Source organism: Methylocaldum szegediense, from assembly GCF_949769195.1.
Lineage (GTDB): Bacteria > Pseudomonadota > Gammaproteobacteria > Methylococcales > Methylococcaceae > Methylocaldum > Methylocaldum szegediense.
Window position 1 is genome coordinate 4,228,230 of sequence record NZ_OX458333.1, and the last position, 23,445, is coordinate 4,251,674.

Sequence of the window (23,445 nt, forward strand, 5' to 3'; positions counted from 1 at the left end):
GATCCGTAAACTGGATCAAAAGCAACCACAAGCAGGTTCTGGTCCAGGTCATGGTATAACCCGGAATAGTGAGACAAGACTCTCGGATTACCCATGGATCCCAAGCTCCTTACCGCGGCCGAACTCGGCGTCCGTCTCGAAATCGTCGGCGGTATGCCATTATGGGAAGCGCAGCCGCTGTATAAACATCAAAAAGCAGTCGATCGCATACGAGCTACGATCAAGCCCGAATCCCAAGCCGGCTGCGCCGGCGTACATGTCGCCGATGTTTACGTCGCTTTTCCCGATGGGTCATTGAAACGAACGGATATCTCCATTTTCTGTCGGGAACCTGACGAGGAAGACGAAGCCATCCGTCTTATTCCTGAAGCCGTGATCGAAGTCATCAGCAAGGGGTTCGATTACAAGGATTTGGAAATCGGCCCGAACTTCTATTTGGCCCAAGGCGTCAAGGACGTCATCGTCTGTAATCCCTACACCTTGGTTGTGCTGCATGTACGCCGGGATGGGGCTGCGCACCATGTTTCGCCGGTCGAAGTTCGGCTGGAATGCGGTTGTTCCGTGACCGTGTAAGTTTTTTCAATCAACTTTCGCCAATAACATGTCTGAAACCAAACGCTATACCGGCCTCATCGAAAAATACCGCGACCGCCTGCCGGTCACGCCGGACACTCGGCCCGTCAGTCTGTGCGAGGGCAACACGCCATTAATCCAGTTGCTCAACATCCCGAAGCTGATCGGCAAGGATGTGGATATTTACGTTAAGTTCGAAGGCTTGAACCCGACCGGATCGTTTAAGGACCGCGGCATGACCATGGCCGTGACCCAGGCTGTACACGAGGGCAGCCGAGCTATCATCTGCGCGTCCACCGGCAATACCTCGGCCGCCGCCGCCGCATATGCCGCGCGTGCCGGCATTACCGCTTTCGTATTGATTCCCGAAGGCAAGATCGCCATGGGCAAACTGGCCCAGGCCATGATCTACGGTGCCAAGGTGATCCAGATCAACGGCAATTTCGACGCCGGGATGCAGCTGGTCAAGACAATTGCCGATCACGCGCCGGTAACGATCGTCAACTCGATCAATCCATACCGCATCGAAGGGCAGAAAACCGCCGCATTCGAAATCGTCGACGCTCTTGGCCGTGCGCCGGATTATCACTGCTTGCCGGTCGGTAACGCCGGCAATATCACGGCTTATTGGAAGGGCTACAGCGAATACGCGCTAGGTACCGAAACCCACGCTCCGGTGACCGACAAACGGCCGATCATGTGCGGCTATCAGGCCGCGGGCGCAGCGCCTTTCATCACCGGTGAATTCGTAGATCATCCCGAAACCGTCGCCACCGCCATTCGCATCGGACATCCGCAGTCGTGGGAGGGTGCCTGGCGCGCGCAAAAGGAGTCGGGCGGCTGGTTCGCAGCATTCACCGATGAGGACATCCTGGCGGCGCAGAAACTTCTGGCGGAAAAGGAGGGTATCTTCTGCGAACCCGCCTCGGCTACGTCTCTGGCTGGCGCCCTGCACGACATCAAATCTGGTCGCATTCCGGAAGGCAGCGCCATCGTCTGCACGCTCACCGGCAATGGCCTCAAGGATCCCGACACGGCCATAGCCCAGTGCACGACCAAGCCGGTGACGGTGGACGCGACCTTGGATTCGGTGAAACGGGCGATTTTGGAGGCGATGTAATCGAACTCCGCCTTAGCGCCCTGAGTAAACGCCGAATTCGGCGTGAGACATACTTAGTCCACCGGCTCGTGTGCCGTTTGAGACCGGCGATTTTGGCCGGTTATGAAATCGCAGACTGCTTAACCGAGGTCAGGTCCATTCAGCAGACTCAATGAACGAAGTTTACGACGCCTCATCGATTGAAGTTCTTTCAGGGCTCGATCCGGTCCGGAAGCGCCCCGGCATGTATACCGATACCACCCGCCCGAATCACCTGGTTCAGGAGGTGGTGGACAACAGTGTCGACGAAGCCTTAGCGGGTTATGCGAAATCCATCGAGGTGCGGCTGCTGGCCGACGGCGGGGTGGAAGTCCGGGACGACGGCCGCGGCATGCCCGTGGATATTCATCCTGAACTCGGTGTATCCGGGGTTGAGGTGATCCTGACTAAGCTGCATGCGGGCGGGAAATTCTCCAACAAGAACTACCGATTTTCGGGCGGATTGCACGGGGTTGGGGTTTCGGTGGTGAACGCGCTGTCCGACCGGCTCGAAGTCGAGGTGCGAAGGGGCGGAAAAATCTACGCGATGAGTTTCGCCCAAGGTGAAAAAACCTCGGAGTTGCGTGAAATCGGTACAACGGCGACGCGTGATTCCGGCAGCACTGTCCGATTTTGGCCGGAAGCCCGCTATTTCGATACGCCGCGTGTCGCTGTTCCGCGCCTGAAAGCTTTGCTTCGCGCCAAGGCGGTGTTGTGCCCGGGACTCAAGATCACGCTGAAGGACGAGCAGGCCAACGAAGAAGAGACCTGGTATTTCGAAAACGGTCTTCCCCAATACCTGCTGGACCGTATCGGATCGAACGCTTGCGTCCCGGAAGAACCCTTCGTCGGCAATTTCGAAGGTCATCAGGAGGCCGTAGATTGGGCAGTGCTCTGGACGCCCGAAGCGGGCGAGCCCGTTACGGAGAGCTACGTCAACCTGGTGCCGACGCCTTTAGGTGGAACCCACGTCAATGGTCTGCGCACCGGCTTGACCGAGGCGGTGCGGGAATTCTGCGAGTTTCGGAATCTCCTCCCGCGCGGAATCAAGATCGCGCCGGAAGACGTCTGGGAGCGCTGTCACTACGTGCTTTCGGTCAAGATGCAGGAACCGCAGTTTTCCGGACAGACCAAAGAACGGCTCAGTTCCCGCGAGTGCGCGGCATTTGTGTCCGGCGTGGTGAAAGATGCGTTCAGCCTCTGGCTCAACCAACATCCTGCCATCGGCGAGCGTATCGCCGAACTGGTTATCGAGAGCGCCCAAAAGCGACTCAAGGCCAGTCGTCAGGTGACCCGCAAGAAAATCACGGCGGGGCCTGCTCTTCCTGGCAAGCTTGCCGATTGTAGTTCCCAGGACGTGAAGCTGACTGAGTTGTTTCTGGTGGAGGGCGATTCTGCCGGCGGTTCCGCGAAACAGGCGCGGGACAAGGAATTCCAGGCGGTAATGCCCTTGCGTGGCAAGATTCTCAACACTTGGGAAGTGGATTCCAGCGGCGTGCTGGCATCTCAAGAAGTGCACGACATCAGCGTGGCGATCGGGGTCGAGCCGGGTTCCTCCGATCTGAGCGGGCTGCGTTACGGCAAGATCTGCGTGCTGGCGGACGCCGATTCCGACGGCAATCACATTGCGACCCTACTGTGTGCTCTATTCGTTCGCCATTTCCGGCCCTTGGTTGAGGCAGGGCATGTGTTCGTCGCCATGCCGCCTCTGTATCGCATCGACGTGGGTAAGAACGTTTATTACGCTTTGGACGAAGCAGAAAAAAAAGGCGTGCTCGATCGAATCGAGGCGGAAAAGATCCGGGGGAAGATTAGTGTCCAGCGCTTCAAAGGCTTGGGCGAGATGAATCCATCCCAGCTCCGCGAAACGACGATGAATCCCGACACCCGGCGGCTGGTGCAACTGACCCTGGACGAGCAAGACGCGACCGACGAGCGCCTGGATATGCTTCTCGCCAAGCGGCGCGCCGCCGATCGCAGGGTCTGGCTCGAAGAGAAGGGCAATCTGGCAGATGTCTAATCTCGGTTCGCGCGAGCAGGGTTCGATGAGTGGCCGTACGGCCAATCCTTTTTAGAAATCAACCGGTCTATCGCCCCAGGTCTTGCAGTAGATTCACCAGGTCGTCGGCATGATTCTCTTCATTCGCCAGGACTTCTTCCATAAGTCCCCGGGTCGTGGGATCGGCATTGCCGACATATTCGATGATCTCACGATAACTGTCGATCGCGATACGTTCGGCGACTAAATCTTCCTTGATCATATCGATCAGCGACTCGCCCTCCACGTATTCCGAATGACTTTTCGATTGTAGTCCGCTCGGCGATAAATCCGGTTCTCCGCCCAACTGTACGATGCGTTCGGCGATGCGGTCGGCATGCATCTGTTCGTCGTTAGCATGTTCAAGGAATTCCTGAGCGACGCTTTGGGCATTGATGCCGGACGCCATGAAGTAATGGCGCTTGTAACGAAGCACGCATACGATTTCCGTGGCTAGTGCTTCGTTGAGTAGTTTGACGACAGTGGCGCGGTCGGCCTTGTAGCCCGGGGTCACCGCGCCTTGCTCGATGTGCTGCCTTGCGCGTTCTCTCAAGGTCTTGACATCGGTGAGAAAAGAGCTATTTGCCATAGCGGGGTCTCCTTGCTGGTAGTGAATGTCTCGCTATTGCTGCTTGGCAGGTCTCGATCCATTACTCGTTATGACAGTCTTTTCCGCAAAAAAATCGAACCGTGTCCTGCCAGGAGGACGCCGAACGCGAGAAATCTTCACGGAGAAAAGCGAGCCTTTCCGCTAACCGGACGGTTTGCCCGCGCCGCTGTCGCGCCTCGGTATCTGGTCCTACAAGTGCTTGTACCCAGGCTTTTTTTTACTATAATGATTCCCTTCGTTCTTGGGGCAGTCTTGCGACTGCCTTTTTGTTTTGGGGAAGACGAGTGATGACCAGTCAGGTAATGCCGACTTATGCCCGATTACCGGTAATGTTCGACCGGGGCGAGGGTGCATGGCTTTGGGACACGGAGGGCAAGCGCTATCTGGACGCCATTTCCGGCGTCGCGGTATGTAGCCTGGGTCATGCCCATCCGGCTATTTCTCGTGCCATTTGCGAGCAGGCGGGCAAATTGTTGCACACTTCGAACATTTACCGGATCGAGAAGCAAGAAGAGCTCGCCGCCGAACTGTGCCGTCTGAGCGGACTGGATAACGCTTTTTTCTGTAATTCCGGCGCCGAGGCGAACGAGGCGGCTCTCAAGATCGCTCGACGCTACGGACATCATCGCGGCATAGATCGGCCCGCCGTAATCGTCATGGAGGGCAGCTTTCACGGACGCACGCTCGCGACCTTGAGCGCCACCGGCAATCCCAAGGTGCAGGACGGATTTGAACCTCTGGTCGACGGTTTCGTTCGAGTACCCTACGGCAGCCTCGCGGCCGTCGAGGCGGTCGTCGACCCTAAGGTCGTGGCTGTCCTGGTCGAACCGGTGCAGGGCGAGGGTGGCGTACGCGTTCCAGCCGACGACTATCTACCCGGCCTTCGCCGCATCTGTGATCAGCGCGGCTGGCTTCTGATGCTGGACGAGGTTCAGACCGGTATTGGTCGGACCGGTAAGTGGTTCGCATTCCAGCACTACGATATCGCACCCGATGTCATGACCCTGGCTAAAGCCTTAGGCAACGGCGTGCCTATCGGCGCCTGCGTCGCTAGAGGAATCGCCGCCGAGATGTTGACCGCCGGCAAACATGCGTCCACCTTCGGCGGTAATCCCCTGGCCTGTAACGCCGCATTGGCCGTATTGAAGACCATCGCCGAAAACGGCATGGTGCAGCGTGCGGCAGAAATGGGTGAGCGTCTCTTGAGCGGAATTCGCGACCGGCTATCGGACAATGCCCGAGTCGTCAATGTTCGCGGAAAAGGCCTGATGATCGGTATCGAACTCGACACACCTTGTGCCGAGCTGGTTCCTCAGGCACTGAGCCGTGGCCTTTTGATCAATGTCACGGCGGATCGAACGATACGCTTGTTGCCACCGTTCGTGTTCAACAACGATGAGGAAAAGCAATTGATCGAAGGCGTCTCCGCTCTGGTTGCCGACTACACGGCTCACGGGAACGGAGAAAAGGCATGAACCCGCGTCATTTGATTACTTTGCTGGATCTGAGCAGCGATGAGTTCCGCGGGCTCATCCGGCGGGCCATCGAGCTCAAGCATCTCAAGAGCCCCTACGAACCGCTGAAAAACAAAGTGCTTGGGATGATGTTCGAGAAATCCTCGACCCGCACGCGATTGTCGTTCGAAGTCGGCATGGTTCAATTCGGCGGAGCCGCGATTTTTCTCTCGCCACGGGACACTCAGTTGGGACGAGGCGAGCCCGTCGAAGATTCCGCCCGGGTCGTATCGCGCATGGTCGATGCCGTCATGCTGCGTACCCATTCGCACGAAATGGTCGAAACTTTCGCGGCCTATTCGCGAGTGCCGGTTATCAACGGTCTGACGGACCGATTCCATCCCTGCCAATTGCTCGCCGACATGCAGACCTATTTTGAACACCGCGGTGATATTACCGGTAGGACGGTAGCCTGGATCGGTGATGGCAACAATATGTGCCAAACCTATATCCACGCGGCAGGACTGCTCGATTTCCGGCTTCGCATCGCCTGCCCGGCTGGCTACGAACCCGACCCGGCTCTGGTCGAATGGGCGGGCAGTCGCGTAGAACTAATGCGCGATCCCACGGAGGCAGTGCGAGGTGCGGACCTAGTCGTAACCGACGTCTGGGCTAGCATGGGCCAGGAATCGGAACAGGCAGAGCGCCGAAATGCTTTCCAAGGTTACCAGGTCGATTCGGATCTGATGAGGCTGGCGGCTTCGGAGGCGTTATTCATGCATTGTCTCCCGGCCCATCGCGGCGAGGAGGTCAGTGCCGAAGTGCTCGAAGGCCCGCAAAGTGTGGTCTGGGACGAGGCCGAGAACCGCCTGCATTCACAAAAGGCTTTGCTGGAATTGCTGCTGGTCAAAAGCTGATTTTCATTCGATGGCGGCGGGGGATAGTGCCGCCGCCTGCACTCAACGAAGAAGGTGACGAACCTCCTCGCGTTCAGCCAGCAGTTCGGCCTCGGTGATCTTGAGCCTTTCCCGGCTAAATTCGCTGGTTTCCAAATTCTGTACCACTCGGTACTTCGCGTTCTCGATTTCGACCGGATAGGAAAACATGAGGCCCGGCGTGATGTCATAACTGCCGTCGCTGAGGACCGTCATACTGGTCCAATCCCCGGCCGGTGTGCCGAAAAGCCAATTCCGCATATGCTCTAGCGCTGCATTGGCGGCCGAAGCGGCGCTCGATTTTCCGCGCTTTTGGATTACCACCGCGCCGCGGTTTTGTACGGTGGGGATGAATTCTTTTTCGTACCAATCCCATTCGATCTGGTCGAGGGCCGGTTTTCCCCGAACCAAGGCGTGGTGTAAGTCCGGGTACTGTGTTGTCGAATGATTGCCCCAGATGATCACTCGCTTGATATCGTTCACCGAGCAGCCGCAATGAAGGGCTAACTGGCTTACTGCCCGATTGTGGTCGAGTCGGGTCATCGCCGCGAAGTTTTCCGACGGAAGATCGGGGGCGTTATGCTGGGCGATCAGGGCGTTGGTATTGGCTGGATTGCCAACCACCAAGGTTTTGACGCTACGCTTGGCGGCAACATTTAGGGCACGACCCTGAATGGCGAAAATGTCGGCATTCACCCTCAACAGATCCTTGCGCTCCATGCCGGGACCGCGTGGCTTCGCACCGATCAGAAAGGCAAGATCGACGTTTTCGAAGGCGACATAAGGATCATCGGATATGACGATGTCGTGGAGCAGGGGTGATGCACAATCGATAAGCTCCATCCGGACGCCGTCCAGTCCCGCCATGGCTTCGGGAATTTCGAGCAAATGCAAGACGATGGGGTGATCGTCGCCCAGCAAGTCCCCCGCAATCAGCCGAAACAGCAATGCGTAGCTGATTTGCCCAGCCGCTCCGGTGACGGCGATATGTGCAGGCGTTTTCATGTGCATACCCTATTTCGTGTTTGAGTATCGAGCCGCGGCGCCAAGGCCAGGGAGCAATTCCCTGCTCGAAAACCTCTCAGACATTAGACAGGTAAGCGGCACGATTCGCGATTCCGTTCTATCCATCGGCACCTCTCCGTAGTCCGTCACAAGACGGCAAACATTAATCCCATCTTTTTGGAGCCCGGAATGGGCTCCAGTCCTTGCAGCGTTGGTGCGCGGGAACTTTCAGTCGACGGTGAAGCCTTTTTCGGTGATGGCCTTCTTGACCGAGGCCAAGTCGGTCTGGGTTTGGTCGTAATCGATCTCGACCGTGCCAGCCTTGTGGGAAGCGATGACTGATAAAACGCCGGCACAGGATTTGACGGCGTCCTGAACCAGATTCTCGCAGCCGCCGCACTTCATACCCGAGACCTTCAAGACGATTTTTGCCATTGAACACACCCAATCTGTGAAAGCAATGATTTCCGATACGAGCTCGCGGCCTACCGCGATTGCGATCTTGCCGATGCGAAAGCTTCTGAACCAAAAGCCAGCGGATTGCGCCCAAGTTCAAACAGAGCAATTCCGCATTTGCAGCGGGCCTTGAACTCGAAGCCATGCGTGGGCGTCCAGGAATTATAAGTCTTGCCGTTGGAGCGAACCAGACATTCGGTATATAGGCATCGGCGGCTCTTGAAACAAGAGTTGGTTTGACAGTCAACGCACGATCGCCTAATGATTCGAAACCGATAGGCTTTGTTTTCTTATGACATTAAATCCTCAGAAAATTTCGCCCGACATTATCGATAAGGCCCTTGAATACCCCAGTCGGGCTTACCGGCCGCCGCCAAGGGCCCTCGCGCCAAACCTAGGCTCGGGCGATTTGGTGCCGCGCAGGGCGCTTGTTTCACACCAAAGAATCGGATGATGGTATGAACGGGGAAAACACTGCGCTTCTTACCGATCTTTATCAGCTCACCATGCTCCAGGCTTATCATCGGGAGGGCATGTCGGATACGGCCAGCTTCGAACTGTTCGTACGAAAGATTCCGCCGACTCGAAATTTTCTGGTTGCCGCCGGGCTGGACCAGCTTATCGAGTTCCTCGAGAGTTTCAGGTTTTCCGACGAGGAGTGCGAATGGCTCGGTACTCTAGGGTATTTTTCTCAGGACTTTATCGACTATTTATCCAAGCTTCGTTTTACTGGGGATGTTCACGCCATCCCGGAAGGCACGATCTTTTTCCAGAACGAGCCTATCGTTCGAGTCACGGCACCGATTTCAGAGGCGCAAATCATCGAGACTCGTCTGATCAATATCATTCAGCTTCAGACCATGATCGCTTCAAAAGCGATTCGCTCGGTCCTCGCGGCACCCGGAAAGCTTTTGGTGGATTTTGGATTACGCCGCGCTCATGGTGCCGAAGCCGGTCTGATGGCGGCTCGTGCCGCTTACCTGGCTGGCTTCGACGGTACATCGAACGTGTTGGCTGGGAAATTGTTTGGCATTCCGACTTACGGCACCATGGCCCATTCCTACGTCATGGCACATGACGACGAGGCCGACGCCTTTGAACGGTTCGCGGAAAGCCTGCCAGGCAACGTTGTGCTTCTGATCGACACCTACGATACGCTGGAGGCTGCCCGAAAAGTGGTTGCATTGGCTCCCAGGTTGGCGGCAAAAAATATCGCTATCAAAGGCGTGCGTCTCGACAGCGGCGACCTCACGGAACTGGCCAAGGGCGTAAGAACGATTCTGGACGATGGCGGGCTTACGCAATGCACGATCTTCGTCAGCGGTGATCTGGACGAGCATGAACTCTCGAGGGTGCTCAAGGCAGGCGCCCCTATCGATGGATTCGGTGTCGGGACGCGCCTGACGACATCCCGGGATATGCCATATCTGAATTGCGCCTACAAGCTGCAGGAATATGCGGGACGCCCCAGGCGCAAACGCTCCAAAGGCAAGGAAAGCTGGCCGGCACGCAAGCAGGTGTACCGCCGTTACGACGATGACGGCCGTATGCTGCACGACATCATTGCGATAGAGGACGAGCCCGGACTGGAAGGTGAACCCCTGCTCCGCCAGGTAATGGCGGGAGGCAAGCGGGTCGGCGCGAGGGAAACACTGGCCGACATGCGAGCGCGGTTGCGCGAACAATTGCAGCGGTTGCCGGTCGAGTTGGCTGCGCTCGATAAGAGTTCGACGTACCCTGTGTTGATCTCCGACGGTTTGCAGCGGATGGTGCAACACATGGAAAGCGTGGGACTCTGACCAAGACCGAGCCGCTTGATGCAGCCAAGCCGACCTATCGGACGATTATGATCAACTTGGCACCTCGAGATGGCGAACTGTATTTCGTCGAAAATTTCGTGCCCCGACAGGAAGCAGACTCGCTTCATGGTCTTCTGCGGCGGGAATTGGCTTGGCGAGAAGAAGAAATCATAATGTTCGACCGGCGAGTCAAGGTGCCGCGGCTAGTATGCTGGTACGGGGACGCCGGCGCGGTGTACCGCTACTCGGGTGTTGACCATATGCCCCTGCCGTGGACCGAAACCTTGCTGACCCTCAAGGAGCGTATCGAACGGTTTTGCGGGCGCCGGTTCAACAGCGTGCTCGGCAATCTCTATCGCGACGGTCGTGATTCAATAGGGTGGCACGCGGACAAGGAAAAAGAACTGGGACCGAACCCCTTCATCGCGTCTTTGAGTTTTGGTGCCGAACGGCTGTTCAAGTTACGCCACAACAAAACCGGAGAAACCCTGGAAATCGCTTTGACCCACGGCAGTCTCCTGCTCATGGGCGGGAGTCTACAGCACGGCTGGCGGCACGCCGTGCCTAAGGCGCGGGAGCCTAAGACTGAGCGCATCAATCTGACCTTCAGAACCATTCTTTTCTGATTTTAGGAGCAGCGATTCATGGGGGAAGTCATTAACTTTCGACGGCCGAAAGCTTCCGAGAAGCACGCCGGTAAGACTTTATGCCGGAGCGGCTTTCACAAATGGACGGTGACGCAGGAAAAGCCTTTCGATGTCAAACAGGGCAAGCTGGTCACGGTTTACCGGTGCGCACGCTGTGGTGTCACGAAAAGCGAGCTGCGCTAACTCGGGGGATGGCGTACTCGTCGCTCGCTGGCGGGAGCCGCCTCTGTCGAACTCAGGTTTTTGTCAGTCGGTGTTGATTGGTGAAACCAACAGCTTGTCGACTCGATTTTTGTCCATGTCGACCACTTCGAACCGAAGATGATTCCACTCGAAATGGTCAGCGGCACGGGGAACATGGCCGAGTTGTAGCATGACGAAACCGCCTATCGTGTGGAAATTCCCCGATGCTTCATCCGGCAACTCGTCTAGGTTGAAGATCTGCTTGAATTTCTCGGTGCTGAGCATCCCGTCTAGCAGCCAAGAGCCGTCGTTGCGCTGGATCGCCTCCGGTTCTTCTTCCCCTTCGGCCATTGGGATGTCGCCCACGATGGCTTCCATCACATCCTTGAGCGTGACCAGTCCCGCGACTTCGCCGTATTCGTCCACGACTAGGGCCATAGGTGTTTTCGAACGTTTGAACTCTTCCAGCAGTTGCATGGGATTGAGGGACTTCGGCACATAGCGTGGTGTCTTGATCAATCGGCCGAGATCGATGTTCTCTCCGAGCAGGGCTTTCGTCAGCAGATCCTTGGCTTGGATGAATCCTATGACGTTGTCTAGCCCATCCTTGCACACGGGGATTCGCGAATAGGGGCTCTCGATGATCTTGCGACGGTTCTCCTCGAAGGAATCCTTGATGTCCAGGTAATAGATGTCCATGCGAGGCGTCATGATCGCGCCTACGCGAAGCGCGTCCAAACGCAGGACATTCGAAACCATCTGCTGCTCGGATTTATCGAACACGCCGGCTGCGGTGCCTTGTTCGATCATGATCTTGATTTCTTTCTCGGTGATCAGAGGTTCTTCGGCTTGCCGGGCTCTAAACAGCCATAGGATGAAATCGGTCGATAAACTCAGGATTTTGACCAAAGGATAAGCCACCAGGGAAATGAAGTTCATGGGGCGCGCAATGATCGCGGCGATCTTCTCGGGCTTTTGCAGCGCAAGTCGCTTGGGGACCAACTCGCCGATGATCAGGGAAAAATACGTGATGCCGATCACGACTATCGCGAGCGACAGCCCTCGGCTATACGGCGCGATTTCTGGAAACTGTTCGAGATACGTGGCCAACTGGCCGGCAATAGCGGCCTCGCCAAAAGCGCCCATAAGAATTCCGACCAGGGTGATACCGACCTGGATCGTGGATAGGAAATGGGAAGGTTCGTTTGCTAAGCGGAGAGCGGCTTTGGCGCCGAAATGGCCTTCTTGGGCGGATTGTTGTAGGCGAACTTTTCGGGAGGAGACTATGGCCATTTCCGACATGGCGAAAACGCCATTTAACAGGAAAAGAAAGACCAATATAAGAATTTCCATTAACAGATAGCGGTTGTTTTTCCGGTAGGTTAGAGTAGCGAATCAGTAAAGGCGATGCAAAAGGGTGTTTTCATGCACCGACCAGCCGAAGATAAGAGGGGTGAATGATCGAGGATGCGCTCGAAATGCTCCACTTTTCGGGACGAAGCTTTCTCTCGCAACAGTTTGACAGGGCTTGTGGTCGAATGTTGCAAGGCTTGGAAACGCGATAGAACTTCAGAACTGCGTTAGACTGTTGATAAGGTTGTGTTAAGGGTTTCATTTGGGAATGAGGCACATCCCTCGTCGTTGTGCCTGACCGGTAAAACTCGCTTGGCGTGTTAAACAAAAGGAGGAAATGCCATGACCGACAAGAAAGAAAAAAAACAGTCCGCCAGCAAAGAAGTGGCCCAGCAACCGACAGGGCAATTCTTAAGCCCTTGGGACGAGATAGAGCAATGGTTCGACGAGGTGCGGCGGAATTGGATGCAACCGTTCTTTTTCGGCCGGGCTTGGCCGGAGCGGGACTTCTTCTCGGGTGGACGCGTGCCTAGGGTAGACGTGATCGACCGTGAACAGGAGCTATTGGTGCGCGCGGAACTTCCAGGGGTCAGCAAGGAAAATCTCGATGTTTCGTTGCAGGACAATACACTCAGCATCCGAGCTACAACCCAGCGTGACGAAGAAGAGGAAAAAGGCCAGTTTTATCGGCGCGAGTTGAGTCGGGGCGAGTTTCAGCGAACCATACGCTTGCCTTGTCAGGTGGAGGGCGATAAGGCTAAAGCGAGTTTCAAGGACGGCGTACTGGAGCTGACCATTCCGAAGGTGGCCGCTTCCAAGCGTAAGACCATTAAAGTGGAATGATCTGCGATGGGCCGCGGGGCAATGTCCCGCGGTCTTTTTTATACATGGGACAGGGCTGGTGCGATCACCGTTTTCACCTATCTACTTCTTGTTCTTTCTGGGCCTGTTGCTGTGGATTGTCTTCAGCATTAAGCTCGGACTGATAACCTTGACTTTCCAGAAACTCGGTTTGAATCCCGAGTCGGCGCTTACACTGCTGGTTACGTCCTTGCTTGGCAGCGCCATTAATTTGCCGTTGTTTACGCTGCGTGTGTCTGCGCCACCGCCACAGCTTGAAAGGATCGGATATGGTTTGCTGCGTCGTCCGCCGGTGCCCTTTACCGGCCGCACTCAAGTCGCAGTGAACGTGGGTGGCTGTTTGGTGCCGGTGATGTTCTCGCTGTACTTGATCAAAAACTTCGGCGTTCCATCTTTTCAAATCGTTGTAGCGACTACATTCGTCGCTTTGGTCAGCTATTTCATGAGCCGGCCCATTCCCGGCGTCGGTATCGGCATGCCGATTCTTGTGGCTCCCCTTTCGGCGGCTTTGGCCGCCATTTTTCTAGGAGGCGAATACCGGTCGCCGCTCGCCTATATTGCGGGATCTCTAGGGGTTTTGATCGGTGCCGATCTGTTGCGTTTGAAAGACATCCGCCGCATGGCGGCTCCGATTGCCTCTATCGGGGGCGCCGGCACTTTCGACGGCATTTTCATGACCGGCCTGGTGGCCGTGCTTTTGAGCTAAATCAGCGAAGTTCTCGAATCGGGATAATGGCCTTCGAAGGCCGATCAAGATGATCATGTTAGAGCTAAAACTTCTGTTCCTGCTGATGGTAGCCAACGGCGTTCCCATATTGATCAACAAAGCGCTTGGCAAACGGTTGGCCCGGCCGATAGACGGCGGTGTCCGCTTCATTGACCGACGTCCCTTATTCGGCCCATCGAAGACTTGGCGGGGGCTCATCAGCGCGATTCCGGTAACGGGATTGGCCGCTGCGGGCGTGGAACTTCCTTTCGAACTGGGGGTTTGGGTCGGAGCTACGGCCATGCTGGGCGATCTGTTTTCTAGCTTTCTCAAGAGACGCCTTGGTATTCCGGCCAGCGGCATGGCTCTTGGACTCGATCAGATCCCAGAGTCTCTGTTTCCGTTACTCGCTGTGCGTGCCGAACTGGGTTTGGAATTGATCCAAATTGCGGGTTTGGTTGCCGGCTTTTTGTTCGCGGAGCTCGTGGTCTCGCGCATCCTTTTTCAGCTTCGGATACGCGAGCAACCGTATTAGGTCGAGCGCAAATGATGCAGGGTTATCTCCGGTGGGCAATTCAATCGCACGTCTACGATGCTGACACCGCTGCCCGCTGAGGTGTAGCCTTGCAGGGAGTGATAACGCCAGGGTCCATTGCAGAAGGTCCTGGGCGCCTTCGCATTAAGCATGAGGGGAATGCGCCCGGGCAAGCAGATTTGGCCGCCATGGGTATGGCCGCTCAGCATCACGTCGAAATTGGCATACGCCGCGTGCCGATACATTTCCGGCGAGTGCGAGAGCAAGATGGACACCGCATCTTCGGGAATTTGGTCGGTCGCTTTTTCGATGTTGTCAGCGCGGTAATAATGAGGGTCGTCGATGCCGGCAAGATAAATGGTCGCATCGCCTCGAGTGAGGGCTACCGATTCGTTCAGAAGCATGTGGATTCCAAGCTTTTCCAGCTCCGGCACCATGCGGATCGTGTCATGATTGCCGAGTACGCCGTAGACAGGGCCTTTCATATATGGACGAACCATCGCCATGGCCGCCAGGGTCTGATGATATGGACCAAAGGTCTTGGCCCGATAGTCGCCGGTCAGAACGCAGATGTCGTAGTCATCGACCCGGTCCAAGGCGTCGATGAGCGCATGGGGAATGTCCTCCGCGATGTCCAGATGAAGATCGGTGATGTGCAACAGGGTAAACCCGTCGAACGCCCTCGGAAGTCGTTCGAGCCTGATCTCGTTGTGTCGGATCGTTATCGTCCGGGCATTTTCGCGCCCGCGGTCGTGCAGCCATAACAGCTTAAGCGTATGGCGCATCAGACCGTGTATCGAGTACCAATTTTCAATATGGAACAACGTACGTCCCTGACCGAATACTCGCGCTTCGAAATCGTGCTCTATGCCCAGTCTTTGATTGAGGTGGCAGCGTCCGACCCGCCGCTCCAGCCATCTATAGGTCTCGGGGTCTATGGGAGGGCAACGAAGGTGAGCAAACGAGGTTGATTTTGATGCAAGCGCTGAATCTCCCGCCGCCTCCATCGGGGGGAACGAAAAGCGTCCGGCCGGCTGCGTGGGCTGCATCCGCATCAAGGCATCACATGATTCAACAGCTTGGCCAGCCTACTGACGGCATCGTATACGACCGGTACGGCATCGGCCGTTTGAGACGGTTCTTTAACGGCTTTTTCGACACGGTTTGCCGCTTGGCTCATGGCTTGAACTGCCTGCTGATAGACCGGCGACGAACTGCTAATATTAATGTTGACTAAATCTATTTTATGCTGGAACAGTTGGTCGAGCAGTTCATCCACCTGCTCGCTTTCGGGCAGCTTCTTTTCGCTCAGCGTTTCCAAGGCGCGAATCGTGCGTTGCAAGTTCTGAATAAGACTTTCCATTTTTTACACCTTCACGAGCGATGGTTTACGAACATTGAACGAAATCACGGAGGGTTCGTCCAGAGCTGGGTGTCCTCATTCTCTCGCTAGATTCGGGTTAACTATTTTCTCTTAATCCGCCTCAATAGAAAAATACGCTGACAGAGTGTCCATGGATATCGCAGCGATACAGCGGGCTCTACGGGAGTTCGCCGATGAACGAGACTGGGAACAATTCCACAGCCCCAAAAATCTCGCGATTGCGCTCTCGGTGGAGGCGGCGGAACTGTTGGAACGGTTTCAATGGCTTAAGGATGAGGAATCGCGCCGCCTGGCGGAAAAACCGGAGGACTATCGCGCCGTACGGGAAGAGGTCGCCGACGTCTTGATTTATCTGTTGCGGTTGGCGGACCAACTGAATATCGACCTGGATGCGGCGGTAGAAGAAAAGATGCGGAAGAACGCAGAAAAGTACCCGGTCGAATTGGCCAGAGGAAACGCGGTGAAATACAATCGGCGCCAACCGTAATCCGGCGCACCGAATTCCTTGGCATTAATCCTATTCGGACATGATAAAAACGTTACGTAATCAAGTGATCGCTTTGGCCGGTTTGTCGCAAGCGGTGTATCTCGTGCAAAACATCGCGAGGCGGGGAATGGCCGATCGCGAGGACACGGCGGCCAGCATCGGCAGCGTGCTCAAGATAGACTCGGGGGATGTAGTGGATGTTTACGGCGGTCTCCATCGCATCGCAACGGGCATCAAGCAGATCGAAAAGCAGTTGGGAGGGCCCGACGTTGTGGATCCGGAGCAGGCTCGCTACGCATCTACGCTGATTTTTCTCGAGCGTAAGCTAATGAAGCAGCCCCAAATGCTGGACACCATCCGTGCGGCCATGGAAAAAGCGTCCGCTTTGGCGGCGGAGCGGGGTGTTCTGGACGAAGAGGTGCTTGCTACGCTAGCCCATGCCTATCAGCAGACCGTCAGTCAACTGACGCCGAGGGTATTAGTAACCGGCGAGCAGATGTATCTGTCCGACCCGGAAAACGGCAACAGAATTCGCTCGCTTCTGCTGGCCGGCATTCGCTCGGTAGTCCTGTGGCGAAGGTGCGGCGGCAGTCGATGGAAGTTGCTGTTTATTCGCCCGAAGCTGCAACAGGAAGCACGGCAGTTGCTGGAATCGCTCAGTCGTACTTGAGGTATCTCAAGCGCGGATCGTCCGGCGTACCTTCCAGAATACCTCCGGTTTCTTCGCTCGGACGCCACTGCACCACTTCCTCGATCTTTTTCGCCAATGCGAAGTCCTTGTCCGTGATGCCTTTCGCCGAGTGGGTTGCGAGTTTGACGATCACGAATGCATAAGAAACGGTCAGATCGGGGTGATGCCAGGCGGCTTCTGCGAGGTGCCCGACCGTATTCACCACCATTAGGGTGGATTTCCAGCCGTGAGTCTTGAACTTCCGGCGTATCCAGCCGTTCTCGTAATACCAATGCGGAAGCTCCCGTTTCAGGCGCTCCTCGATTTCTTCCTGAGAATAGACCTTTTCTTCTTTCTTGGTCATGGCTTATGCCTCCGGGTTGGGAGTCGACCAGAGATTCAGCTTGTTGCTGTCGAACCCGCTTGTCAAGGCCCGCCGGCTTTGGAGTGAGCATAAGAACAACCGGATGTCTGCGGCATTGACCGGGGTTATCCTGCGATTTACCCTTGCCTTATCGGTCTCTCGGAAAGCGGTAGCTGCTTGTCCCGAGATTCGCTGGGATAAGGAGTAGACGATGACTACACAAGGTCGAATTCTGGTGACCGGCGCACTCGGCCAAATCGGTTCGGAACTGGTTCCGGCGCTGAGAGCCCGGTATGGCGAGGACCGCGTGGTGGCAGCCGATATTCGCATGCCTCCTGCCGGAGCGGGCGACGGCTTGTTCGAGCATCTCGACTGCACCCAGCTGCGCCAGATTCAGGATGTCGTGCGCCGCTATCGGATCGAGACCATCTATCATTTGGCGGCGCTTCTTTCCGCCGTAGCAGAAGATCGACCGCAGGTGGCCTGGAATGTCAATCTGGGCGGTTTGTACCGCGTGCTGGAAGTCGCGCGCCAGTACCGGTGCGCCTTGTTTTTCCCAAGTTCGATCGGGGCCTTCGGGCCGACTACTCCGCGCATAGCCACGCCGCAGGATACCATCCAGCGCCCGACCACGATCTACGGCATCACTAAGCTGACCGGTGAATTGCTCTGCGACTACTATTTCCGCCGTTTCGGGGTCGATACGCGAGGCTTGCGGCTGCCGGGCATCATTTCCTATCGCACTCCACCCGGCGGCGGAACCACCGATTACGCCGTGGACATCTTCTACCACGCGATCCGTTATCGCCATTACACCTGCTTTCTCCGTGCCGACACCCGTCTCGACATGATGTACATGCCGGACGCCATCCGGGCCATGATGATGCTGATGGAAGCCGATGCCGCCAGTTTGAAGCACCGCAACGCGTTCAATGTGACCGCTATGAGCTTTACGCCGAGCGAATTGGCCGCGGAGATCCGGAAGATCGTTCCGGATTTCGTGATTGACTACGAGATCGACCCCGTACGCCAGGAAATTGCCGATTCCTGGCCGCAATCCCTGGACGATAGTGCGGCGCGGGAGGAGTGGGGTTGGCTGCCGCACTACGACATCGCGCGAATGACGAGCGATATGCTCGAGAAGATTCGAGCCAAACTGCAAAGCGCGGCAAGCGCTTAACGATGAGGTGACGTTATGGCCATGGAGCGAATGGAGGCTCTTTTGAAGCAGGAATTGGCGCAGCTGGAGCGGTCCGGCATGCGCAAGAGCCGGGAAGCGATCATTACCGGCGTGGTACCGCCGCGGGAGGGGCGCGGCGTCCGCTACTTGCTGCAAGGAGAGGGAGACCGCCCGTTTCTCCGCATGAATTCCAACGGCTATCTGGGACTTGCGCTACACCCGGAGGTGGTGAAGGCTGAGGAGGAGGGTGCCAGGGCCTACGGCGCCGGTCCGGGAGCGGTGCGCTTCATCAGCGGAACCTACGAGCCGCATGTGCGGCTGGAGCAGCGTCTGGCCGAGTTCCACGGGCGCGAGGCGGCGATGCTGTTCAGCTCAGCTTATGCGACCGTAATGGGCGTCTTGCCGACGCTGATCAGTGCCGAAACTGCGGTGCTTAGCGACGAGTTGAACCACAATTGCATCATCAACGCCATTCGCTTGGCGCGTCCGAAGGAGAAGTTCGTATATGAACATCTGAACGTCGATCAGGCCGAGACGTTCTTGCGGCAGGCGGCCGAATCGTGCCGGCGCGGCATTATCGTGACCGACGGCATTTTCAGCATGCGCGGCGACCATGCGCCGCTCAAGGAACTGCTGGCGCTGGCCAGGACTTATGACGAAAAGTTTGCCGAAGGGGTGATCGTCGTCGTCGACGATTCCCACGGCGTCGCCGCTTTCGGGAAAACCGGCCGGGGAGTCGAAGAGTATACCGAGTGTGGGCACGTGGATGTATTGATCGGCACATTGGGAAAGGCTTTCGGCGTCAACGGCGGGTATGTCGTCGGGAGTTCGCTTTTGATCGATTATTTACGCGAAAAAGCGCCGCTTTATATCTATTCGAACCCGATCACGCCTGGCGAAGCGGCCGCCGGCGTGAAAGCCGTCGAGATCGTGTCCGGCCCGGAAGGGCTACAGCGGCTCGAGCGTTTGCGAGAATTGACCGCTAAGTTTCGGCAAGGTCTGAGAGATGTGGGTTTCGAAACGCTTTCCGGGGAGCACCCGGTCGTTCCCTTAATGCTCAGGGATACTGAAAAGACCCGAAGTATGGTTCTTTATCTTCGCCAGCGGGGCATTCTGGCGACCGGTATTGTCTACCCGGTGGTGCCGCGCGGCGACGAAGAAATCCGGTTTCAGGTCTCCGCAGACCATACTGCGGCGGATCTCGACGAGGTGTTAAACGTACTGGGCGAGTCCAAGGACATGCGTGCGTCGTGATCGATCCCGCGATCGCGGGATCCCGGCGCGAGGCGTGCGACGACCTGTGCTCGACGGATGAGTCAGACAAGCAAGCCCGAGACTTAATGGGCGTCGGGCTGCGAGTCGACACGGAGAGTTCGGGTTGTATTATCATTGCTTATGGAGCGGCACGGAAAATGACGGGGTAGACGTTTTACCGCCCCATAAACCCAAGCCCCACGGGCTCCTGACATCCATAGTTGAGGGAACCACTTCAAAACACGCCGAAATCTTGGACGAGCCGGGCAGCCCATGCTGCACCGAAGCTTCGGCGGAGACGTTTGGGATTACTAAGACTAAACACTTAATGGGAAAGACCTATGCAAGTACCACTAGAGATTACGTTCCGAGGAGTTCCTCATTCCGACGCCGTTGAAACCCGCATTCGGGAAAAAGCCGCCAAATTGGAGCAGTTCTGCGATCACATCATAAGCTGCAAAGTCGCTGTCGAAGCGGAGCATCATCATCAGCATCAAGGTAATCTCTATAAAGTCAGGATCGATTTGAACGTACCGCAGAAACAAATCGTGGTCAGCCGCGATCATCACGACAAACAGGCGCACGAGGATGTCTACGTCGCTTTACGCGATGCTTTCGACGCTGCAAAGCGCCAGCTTGAGGAATATGTCCGTATCCAGCGCGGTGAAGTCAAGAACCATAGAGTTTCGTCCGCCGCACTCTGATCCGTTGAACGCATAAACGCACGACAATCCGGGGCGTGAGGAGGTCTGGTCTTCCTTACGCCTCGCCTCTAATTCCGGATTCCACCGAAAATCCTTCTGAATTCTCGACAGCTATCCCATGGCGGAGTGTCGTGGGGTCACGACATGGACCGCAAGCGTTGCGGTCTAAATAATTTGTAAGTTCTCGGGCCGATACACCGTTACTGAAATGCATTGCGAAACCCGGCCTGCTTCCCCGTCGCCCGAACAAAGTTGTTCCTTTTTGGCGGTGTGGTTGTCACATGAATTAACGCGGGACTGTCCGGCGGCTTCCCCGAAACCACGTGGCAGTCTTCGGTGTTATCGGTCGAGGGATTTGCTTAAAGAACGCCTTCTTCGGGATCGAGTTCGCAGAGTCCGCCGACGCAAGCCGGCGTTTGCGCGCCGATAGTCTGGTCTTCCTTTTCGTAAAGGACGATACGGGAGAAGTCGATTGCCGGCAGGCTGGCCATCCGTGCTTCATATTCCTCTTTGGAGATTTCCTCGTAGGGAGCGAGCTGGTAGACCGTATCGGTGCGCGGAAGAAAGGATAAGCCGCCCAGCAGTTCCCAGTTCTCGTACAGCCAGTTAGCCGTTCCAATCCATTCATCGGAACCCACGGAAATCGTCACCGACGGGTTGTGTTCGGTGTAATGCAGCTTGACCGTTTTCCAGTGTTCGAGTTGATCCAAGGCGCTCAGATCGGTGCGGACGATGGCACCGTCCGGTGCGCGCACCGGGAACTCCAGCACGTAGGTCGTAGCCTGTCCCTCCATATGGCCAACCTCGGGATAATAAGGAAATTTCTGGTCCTTCAGCATCGCGAACAGCGGATCCGTCGCCGCAATGCGGACGCGCCGGACATAGTACCGGGCATAGCGCGGATGCATGCCGGAGGCGGAGTCGACAAGTTGGGAAACGGTCCCACTCGGCTTTACGCAGGTAATGGCTGCTGAAGGGTTGATGCCGAAGCGGGCCGCGTATTGGCGGTTGACCTCGATGGCATGTTCACGAAGCTTCCTCAGCGTTTCGGGCTGCCGCGCGACCCACGAGTCCCATAGACCCGTAATGGAGACGCCCAGCAGCCTTTCCTCTTCACAATTTTTCCGCCATTCGTCCGAGAGATAGGGGAACTTGGTGAGCATCGACTGATAGGTGCCGAGAATAGTCGCCACCCGAACCTTGTCGAGTAGAGTCTGTTCGGTGTCCTCGGACCGCGCCACCACCTCGCTCAGATTGCAAAGTTGCTTGGAGCGCAGAACGATTTCCCCGCAGGGATTCGTACCGCTCGTGGCCCAGTGGGGCTCGAACAGCCGCCAACGCCGCTCCGGCATTTGCCGCGGCAGGTCTCCGCGGTTGAAAAGCCCGCGCTCGCCCGTACCGCTTTTAGCGAGTGCTAGCCACTCTTCGAGAAAATCGGTCGCTGTGGGTTTGGCGTCGTAGACCGCCGAATTGTTGGCCATCGCGCGATGCGGATGAGCGATATAAAAATGGCCGGTCTTGGCCGTGCGCATGTCTGGATCGTCGAAATCAGACAGTGAGATCAAGGCGGAGCGGCGTACTCCACCCATGCTCACCACTTCGCCGATCTTGCAGACGATATCGTGCACATCGATGTTTCGTAGCCGCTTGCCTTGATTGGCGAGAATGCGGCTGCGGGTATAGTCGAGCACCGCTTTCAAAGGGCCGGGGCCGGAGCTTCGGCCGCCCATGGTGTGTAGCCTAGCCCCGGCCGGGCGCAGCTCCGAATAATCGAACTCCATATCCTGGCCTTCGAACCAAGTGTGTAGCCCGAGCTTCAAGGCGTCGCACCAGCCCTCCTTGCTGTCGGCGATCTTATGGACGGGACGTTTGAGACCGCTCTGGCGCTTGATGATAGGGAGCAACTGGATATTCTGGCTTTCGACGGAGAAACCGACTCCGGCACCGCACATCAGGAGATACATGATCTCCGCGAGATCGTCCAAATTGGAGGGCGCCAGGTAAGCGCAGTTGTAGGCTGCGACATGTGTCGCACGTGCCGCTTTGCCGGCCGACCACATCAGGCGCATGGACGGCATGACGCGTTGCTCGATAATCGCGCTTCGGATCTCTTCGTATTCCCGCGGTGTCAGCCGGTCGCCGAGGATTTCGTGCATGAAAGCCATATAGCGATCCACCGTTTCCACCCAGGTCTCGCGGCGTCCCTCTTCGTCGATCCAGCGCGAATAAGTGCGATAGTAGATGAACTCCCCCAAAGTGCTCGAAAAGTAGCGCTTGCTGTCGTCTGCCAACTGTTTGACTTGCACCGGGACCAGCTTGCCCTTTTCGCGGATTTGCGCCCTTTGATGGCGGTAGAGAATATAAGCCTTGGCGGTTTTAGGAAAATCCTGAAGGATGAGGGTCTCTTCAACCAGGTCCTGGATTTCTTCGATATGGGGAAGATGCGTGTCGGGATAGCGCCGATCGAGTTCCACAATTACCGCATCGGAAATTTGTTCCGGATCTCGCGTGAGATCGCCTTCCCCGCTGGCCTGCATGGCGCGATAGACCGCATGGCTGATACGCGACGGATCGAAAGCCACGATCCGGCCGTCGCGTTTTCTGACCGCCGAAAACTTGCTCCGCACAGAAGGCGCCATGGCGTTACCTCTTGGCTTCCAGCCTACTTCTCAATTGATCGAAAGGCTATACGGGCTGCACGATGTTGTCATCAAGCTTCGAAAGATGCCAATCCGGAACGTCGCTTTGGTCGCTTTGATAGGCGCCTACGCCCGACACTGGGCTGTTCCTGGGAAGGCGCCAGGTACATCCTCGCGAGACCTTATCCTCGAACATCTGTTCGATGGGGTCCAGAGACCGTTTGGACTAACAGCCGGGCGAGGGTATGCGCTGGCGAAATTCTCCCCTCCTTGCCGCGACGTTTGCGATTTGCCGCGTTTCGGACCTGAAAGTTACGTCCTCGCAAGCTTATCCGACAGGTTAGGGTGAAGGGAGTTTCCGCGGATGGACTTTCCGTTAGGCCTCGAGCGCTGGCGTGAAACCACATCTTTAAAATCATGCCCATGCCAAGCGCGGCGGTGTTCCAGCTGAGCGCTGCGCGGGGTTATAC

At 56.6% G+C, this 23,445-nt stretch carries 25 protein-coding genes; 17 read left to right on the forward strand and 8 right to left on the reverse strand.

Annotated features, from left to right (window positions below):
• Window positions 1-93 precede the first annotated feature (93 nt).
• The 3 genes from QEN43_RS18405 to parE all read left to right on the forward strand — a co-directional run bounded on the left by QEN43_RS18405 (window position 94) and on the right by parE (window position 3,731).
• A complete protein-coding gene (locus tag QEN43_RS18405; protein WP_026609743.1) occupies window positions 94-573 on the forward strand; it encodes a Uma2 family endonuclease in 480 nt (159 codons plus the stop codon).
• Between the two features lie 28 nt (window positions 574-601).
• Entirely contained in the window at window positions 602-1,693 is a 1,092-nt protein-coding gene (gene thrC / locus QEN43_RS18410) for a threonine synthase (protein WP_026609744.1), read from the forward strand.
• 151 nt (window positions 1,694-1,844) lie between these two features.
• Complete coding sequence (parE, locus tag QEN43_RS18415; protein WP_317963477.1) at window positions 1,845-3,731, forward strand: DNA topoisomerase IV subunit B; 1,887 nt, start codon at window positions 1,845-1,847, stop codon at window positions 3,729-3,731.
• 67 nt (window positions 3,732-3,798) lie between these two features.
• Here parE and QEN43_RS18420 read toward each other — a convergent pair whose 3' ends face one another.
• Window positions 3,799-4,338, reverse strand: coding sequence for a ferritin-like domain-containing protein (locus tag QEN43_RS18420; protein ID WP_026609746.1), 540 nt, complete (start codon window positions 4,336-4,338; stop codon window positions 3,799-3,801).
• 308 nt (window positions 4,339-4,646) lie between these two features.
• On the opposite strand from QEN43_RS18420, the gene QEN43_RS18425 reads away from it, so the two are divergent.
• On the forward strand, window positions 4,647-5,834 hold the full coding sequence (locus tag QEN43_RS18425) for an acetylornithine transaminase (RefSeq protein WP_026609747.1): 1,188 nt from the start codon (window positions 4,647-4,649) through the stop codon (window positions 5,832-5,834).
• Window positions 5,831-6,730 carry an ornithine carbamoyltransferase gene (gene argF, locus QEN43_RS18430; RefSeq protein WP_317963478.1) on the forward strand — a complete coding sequence of 300 codons (900 nt, stop codon included), beginning with the start codon at window positions 5,831-5,833 and terminating at the stop codon, window positions 6,728-6,730. The genes QEN43_RS18425 and argF overlap by 4 nt, the downstream gene beginning before the upstream one ends.
• Window positions 6,731-6,772: 42 nt before the next feature.
• Here argF and QEN43_RS18435 read toward each other — a convergent pair whose 3' ends face one another.
• Window positions 6,773-7,753: a malate dehydrogenase gene (locus tag QEN43_RS18435; protein ID WP_026609749.1), complete on the reverse strand. Its 981-nt coding sequence runs from the start codon at window positions 7,751-7,753 to the stop codon at window positions 6,773-6,775.
• Between the two features lie 228 nt (window positions 7,754-7,981).
• Window positions 7,982-8,188: a heavy-metal-associated domain-containing protein gene (locus tag QEN43_RS18440; RefSeq protein ID WP_026609750.1), complete on the reverse strand. Its 207-nt coding sequence runs from the start codon at window positions 8,186-8,188 to the stop codon at window positions 7,982-7,984.
• 479 nt (window positions 8,189-8,667) lie between these two features.
• Here QEN43_RS18440 and QEN43_RS18445 point away from each other — a divergent pair, with 479 nt between their 5' ends.
• From QEN43_RS18445 to QEN43_RS18455, 3 genes are read left to right on the forward strand one after another with little or no spacing between them, the layout of a single operon-like run.
• The gene (locus QEN43_RS18445; RefSeq protein ID WP_026609751.1) at window positions 8,668-10,008 is read left to right on the forward strand and encodes a nicotinate phosphoribosyltransferase; all 1,341 of its coding nucleotides are present in this window, start codon (window positions 8,668-8,670) and stop codon (window positions 10,006-10,008) included.
• Window positions 10,009-10,055: 47 nt separating this feature from the next.
• On the forward strand, window positions 10,056-10,634 hold the full coding sequence (locus QEN43_RS18450; RefSeq protein WP_317963479.1) for an alpha-ketoglutarate-dependent dioxygenase AlkB family protein: 579 nt from the start codon (window positions 10,056-10,058) through the stop codon (window positions 10,632-10,634).
• 18 nt (window positions 10,635-10,652) lie between these two features.
• Window positions 10,653-10,838 (forward strand): hypothetical protein, encoded by a 186-nt coding sequence (locus QEN43_RS18455; protein WP_026609753.1) that lies wholly within the window; start codon window positions 10,653-10,655, stop codon window positions 10,836-10,838.
• Between the two features lie 63 nt (window positions 10,839-10,901).
• On the opposite strand, the gene QEN43_RS18460 is transcribed toward QEN43_RS18455, so the two are convergent.
• The gene (locus QEN43_RS18460; protein ID WP_036268042.1) at window positions 10,902-12,191 is read right to left on the reverse strand and encodes a hemolysin family protein; all 1,290 of its coding nucleotides are present in this window, start codon (window positions 12,189-12,191) and stop codon (window positions 10,902-10,904) included.
• Window positions 12,192-12,533: 342 nt separating this feature from the next.
• On the opposite strand from QEN43_RS18460, the gene QEN43_RS18465 reads away from it, so the two are divergent.
• Genes QEN43_RS18465 through QEN43_RS18475 form a run of 3 tightly spaced genes read left to right on the forward strand, consistent with a single transcriptional unit; the run spans window position 12,534 to window position 14,293 of the window.
• Entirely contained in the window at window positions 12,534-13,034 is a 501-nt protein-coding gene (locus tag QEN43_RS18465) for an Hsp20/alpha crystallin family protein (RefSeq protein WP_026609755.1), read from the forward strand.
• A 58-nt stretch (window positions 13,035-13,092) separates the two neighbouring features.
• Window positions 13,093-13,758, forward strand: coding sequence for a DUF1614 domain-containing protein (locus QEN43_RS18470; protein ID WP_026609756.1), 666 nt, complete (start codon window positions 13,093-13,095; stop codon window positions 13,756-13,758).
• A gap of 55 nt (window positions 13,759-13,813) precedes the next feature.
• Window positions 13,814-14,293 (forward strand): CDP-archaeol synthase, encoded by a 480-nt coding sequence (locus QEN43_RS18475; protein ID WP_026609757.1) that lies wholly within the window; start codon window positions 13,814-13,816, stop codon window positions 14,291-14,293.
• Here the strand turns inward: QEN43_RS18475 and QEN43_RS18480 are convergent.
• Window positions 14,290-15,078, reverse strand: a complete 789-nt coding sequence (locus QEN43_RS18480; RefSeq protein ID WP_235726547.1) for a metallophosphoesterase — start codon at window positions 15,076-15,078, stop codon at window positions 14,290-14,292. The genes QEN43_RS18475 and QEN43_RS18480 overlap by 4 nt on opposite strands.
• A 30-nt stretch (window positions 15,079-15,108) precedes the next feature.
• On the opposite strand from QEN43_RS18480, the gene QEN43_RS18485 reads away from it, so the two are divergent.
• Window positions 15,109-15,264: a hypothetical protein gene (locus QEN43_RS18485; RefSeq protein WP_235726548.1), complete on the forward strand. Its 156-nt coding sequence runs from the start codon at window positions 15,109-15,111 to the stop codon at window positions 15,262-15,264.
• Between the two features lie 83 nt (window positions 15,265-15,347).
• On the opposite strand, the gene QEN43_RS18490 is transcribed toward QEN43_RS18485, so the two are convergent.
• Entirely contained in the window at window positions 15,348-15,656 is a 309-nt protein-coding gene (locus tag QEN43_RS18490; RefSeq protein WP_026609759.1) for a hypothetical protein, read from the reverse strand.
• A gap of 151 nt (window positions 15,657-15,807) precedes the next feature.
• Here QEN43_RS18490 and QEN43_RS18495 point away from each other — a divergent pair, with 151 nt between their 5' ends.
• Both QEN43_RS18495 and hflD read left to right on the forward strand, forming a co-directional pair.
• Complete coding sequence (locus QEN43_RS18495) at window positions 15,808-16,164, forward strand: nucleotide pyrophosphohydrolase (protein WP_026609760.1); 357 nt, start codon at window positions 15,808-15,810, stop codon at window positions 16,162-16,164.
• A 40-nt stretch (window positions 16,165-16,204) separates the two neighbouring features.
• A complete protein-coding gene (gene hflD, locus QEN43_RS18500; RefSeq protein ID WP_026609761.1) occupies window positions 16,205-16,834 on the forward strand; it encodes a high frequency lysogenization protein HflD in 630 nt (209 codons plus the stop codon).
• Here the strand turns inward: hflD and QEN43_RS18505 are convergent.
• Window positions 16,821-17,198, reverse strand: a complete 378-nt coding sequence (locus QEN43_RS18505) for a 4a-hydroxytetrahydrobiopterin dehydratase (RefSeq protein ID WP_026609762.1) — start codon at window positions 17,196-17,198, stop codon at window positions 16,821-16,823. The genes hflD and QEN43_RS18505 overlap by 14 nt on opposite strands.
• A gap of 211 nt (window positions 17,199-17,409) precedes the next feature.
• Here QEN43_RS18505 and QEN43_RS18510 point away from each other — a divergent pair, with 211 nt between their 5' ends.
• The 3 genes from QEN43_RS18510 (at window position 17,410) to QEN43_RS18520 (ending at window position 20,336) form a co-directional block, all read left to right on the forward strand.
• Entirely contained in the window at window positions 17,410-18,378 is a 969-nt protein-coding gene (locus QEN43_RS18510) for an L-threonine 3-dehydrogenase (RefSeq protein WP_026609764.1), read from the forward strand.
• 15 nt (window positions 18,379-18,393) lie between these two features.
• Complete coding sequence (locus QEN43_RS18515; RefSeq protein ID WP_026609765.1) at window positions 18,394-19,632, forward strand: aminotransferase class I/II-fold pyridoxal phosphate-dependent enzyme; 1,239 nt, start codon at window positions 18,394-18,396, stop codon at window positions 19,630-19,632.
• A gap of 341 nt (window positions 19,633-19,973) precedes the next feature.
• Entirely contained in the window at window positions 19,974-20,336 is a 363-nt protein-coding gene (locus QEN43_RS18520; RefSeq protein WP_026609766.1) for an HPF/RaiA family ribosome-associated protein, read from the forward strand.
• 359 nt (window positions 20,337-20,695) lie between these two features.
• Here the strand turns inward: QEN43_RS18520 and QEN43_RS18525 are convergent, their stop codons facing one another.
• Window positions 20,696-22,975: an ATP cone domain-containing protein gene (locus QEN43_RS18525; protein ID WP_026609767.1), complete on the reverse strand. Its 2,280-nt coding sequence runs from the start codon at window positions 22,973-22,975 to the stop codon at window positions 20,696-20,698.
• Window positions 22,976-23,445: the final 470 nt, after the last annotated feature.

Coding starts and splice junctions, on each gene's coding strand:
- QEN43_RS18405 (WP_026609743.1), top strand. CDS start 94: ATGGATCCCAAGCTCCTTACCGCGGCCGAACTCGGCGTCCGTCTCGAA.
- thrC (WP_026609744.1), top strand. CDS start 602: ATGTCTGAAACCAAACGCTATACCGGCCTCATCGAAAAATACCGCGAC.
- parE (WP_317963477.1), top strand. CDS start 1,845: ATGAACGAAGTTTACGACGCCTCATCGATTGAAGTTCTTTCAGGGCTC.
- QEN43_RS18420 (WP_026609746.1), bottom strand. CDS start 4,338: ATGGCAAATAGCTCTTTTCTCACCGATGTCAAGACCTTGAGAGAACGC.
- QEN43_RS18425 (WP_026609747.1), top strand. CDS start 4,647: ATGACCAGTCAGGTAATGCCGACTTATGCCCGATTACCGGTAATGTTC.
- argF (WP_317963478.1), top strand. CDS start 5,831: ATGAACCCGCGTCATTTGATTACTTTGCTGGATCTGAGCAGCGATGAG.
- QEN43_RS18435 (WP_026609749.1), bottom strand. CDS start 7,753: ATGAAAACGCCTGCACATATCGCCGTCACCGGAGCGGCTGGGCAAATC.
- QEN43_RS18440 (WP_026609750.1), bottom strand. CDS start 8,188: ATGGCAAAAATCGTCTTGAAGGTCTCGGGTATGAAGTGCGGCGGCTGC.
- QEN43_RS18445 (WP_026609751.1), top strand. CDS start 8,668: ATGAACGGGGAAAACACTGCGCTTCTTACCGATCTTTATCAGCTCACC.
- QEN43_RS18450 (WP_317963479.1), top strand. CDS start 10,056: ATGATCAACTTGGCACCTCGAGATGGCGAACTGTATTTCGTCGAAAAT.
- QEN43_RS18455 (WP_026609753.1), top strand. CDS start 10,653: ATGGGGGAAGTCATTAACTTTCGACGGCCGAAAGCTTCCGAGAAGCAC.
- QEN43_RS18460 (WP_036268042.1), bottom strand. CDS start 12,191: ATGGAAATTCTTATATTGGTCTTTCTTTTCCTGTTAAATGGCGTTTTC.
- QEN43_RS18465 (WP_026609755.1), top strand. CDS start 12,534: ATGACCGACAAGAAAGAAAAAAAACAGTCCGCCAGCAAAGAAGTGGCC.
- QEN43_RS18475 (WP_026609757.1), top strand. CDS start 13,814: ATGTTAGAGCTAAAACTTCTGTTCCTGCTGATGGTAGCCAACGGCGTT.
- QEN43_RS18480 (WP_235726547.1), bottom strand. CDS start 15,078: ATGCGCCATACGCTTAAGCTGTTATGGCTGCACGACCGCGGGCGCGAA.
- QEN43_RS18485 (WP_235726548.1), top strand. CDS start 15,109: ATGGAACAACGTACGTCCCTGACCGAATACTCGCGCTTCGAAATCGTG.
- QEN43_RS18490 (WP_026609759.1), bottom strand. CDS start 15,656: ATGGAAAGTCTTATTCAGAACTTGCAACGCACGATTCGCGCCTTGGAA.
- QEN43_RS18495 (WP_026609760.1), top strand. CDS start 15,808: ATGGATATCGCAGCGATACAGCGGGCTCTACGGGAGTTCGCCGATGAA.
- hflD (WP_026609761.1), top strand. CDS start 16,205: ATGATAAAAACGTTACGTAATCAAGTGATCGCTTTGGCCGGTTTGTCG.
- QEN43_RS18505 (WP_026609762.1), bottom strand. CDS start 17,198: ATGACCAAGAAAGAAGAAAAGGTCTATTCTCAGGAAGAAATCGAGGAG.
- QEN43_RS18510 (WP_026609764.1), top strand. CDS start 17,410: ATGACTACACAAGGTCGAATTCTGGTGACCGGCGCACTCGGCCAAATC.
- QEN43_RS18515 (WP_026609765.1), top strand. CDS start 18,394: ATGGCCATGGAGCGAATGGAGGCTCTTTTGAAGCAGGAATTGGCGCAG.
- QEN43_RS18520 (WP_026609766.1), top strand. CDS start 19,974: ATGCAAGTACCACTAGAGATTACGTTCCGAGGAGTTCCTCATTCCGAC.
- QEN43_RS18525 (WP_026609767.1), bottom strand. CDS start 22,975: ATGGCGCCTTCTGTGCGGAGCAAGTTTTCGGCGGTCAGAAAACGCGAC.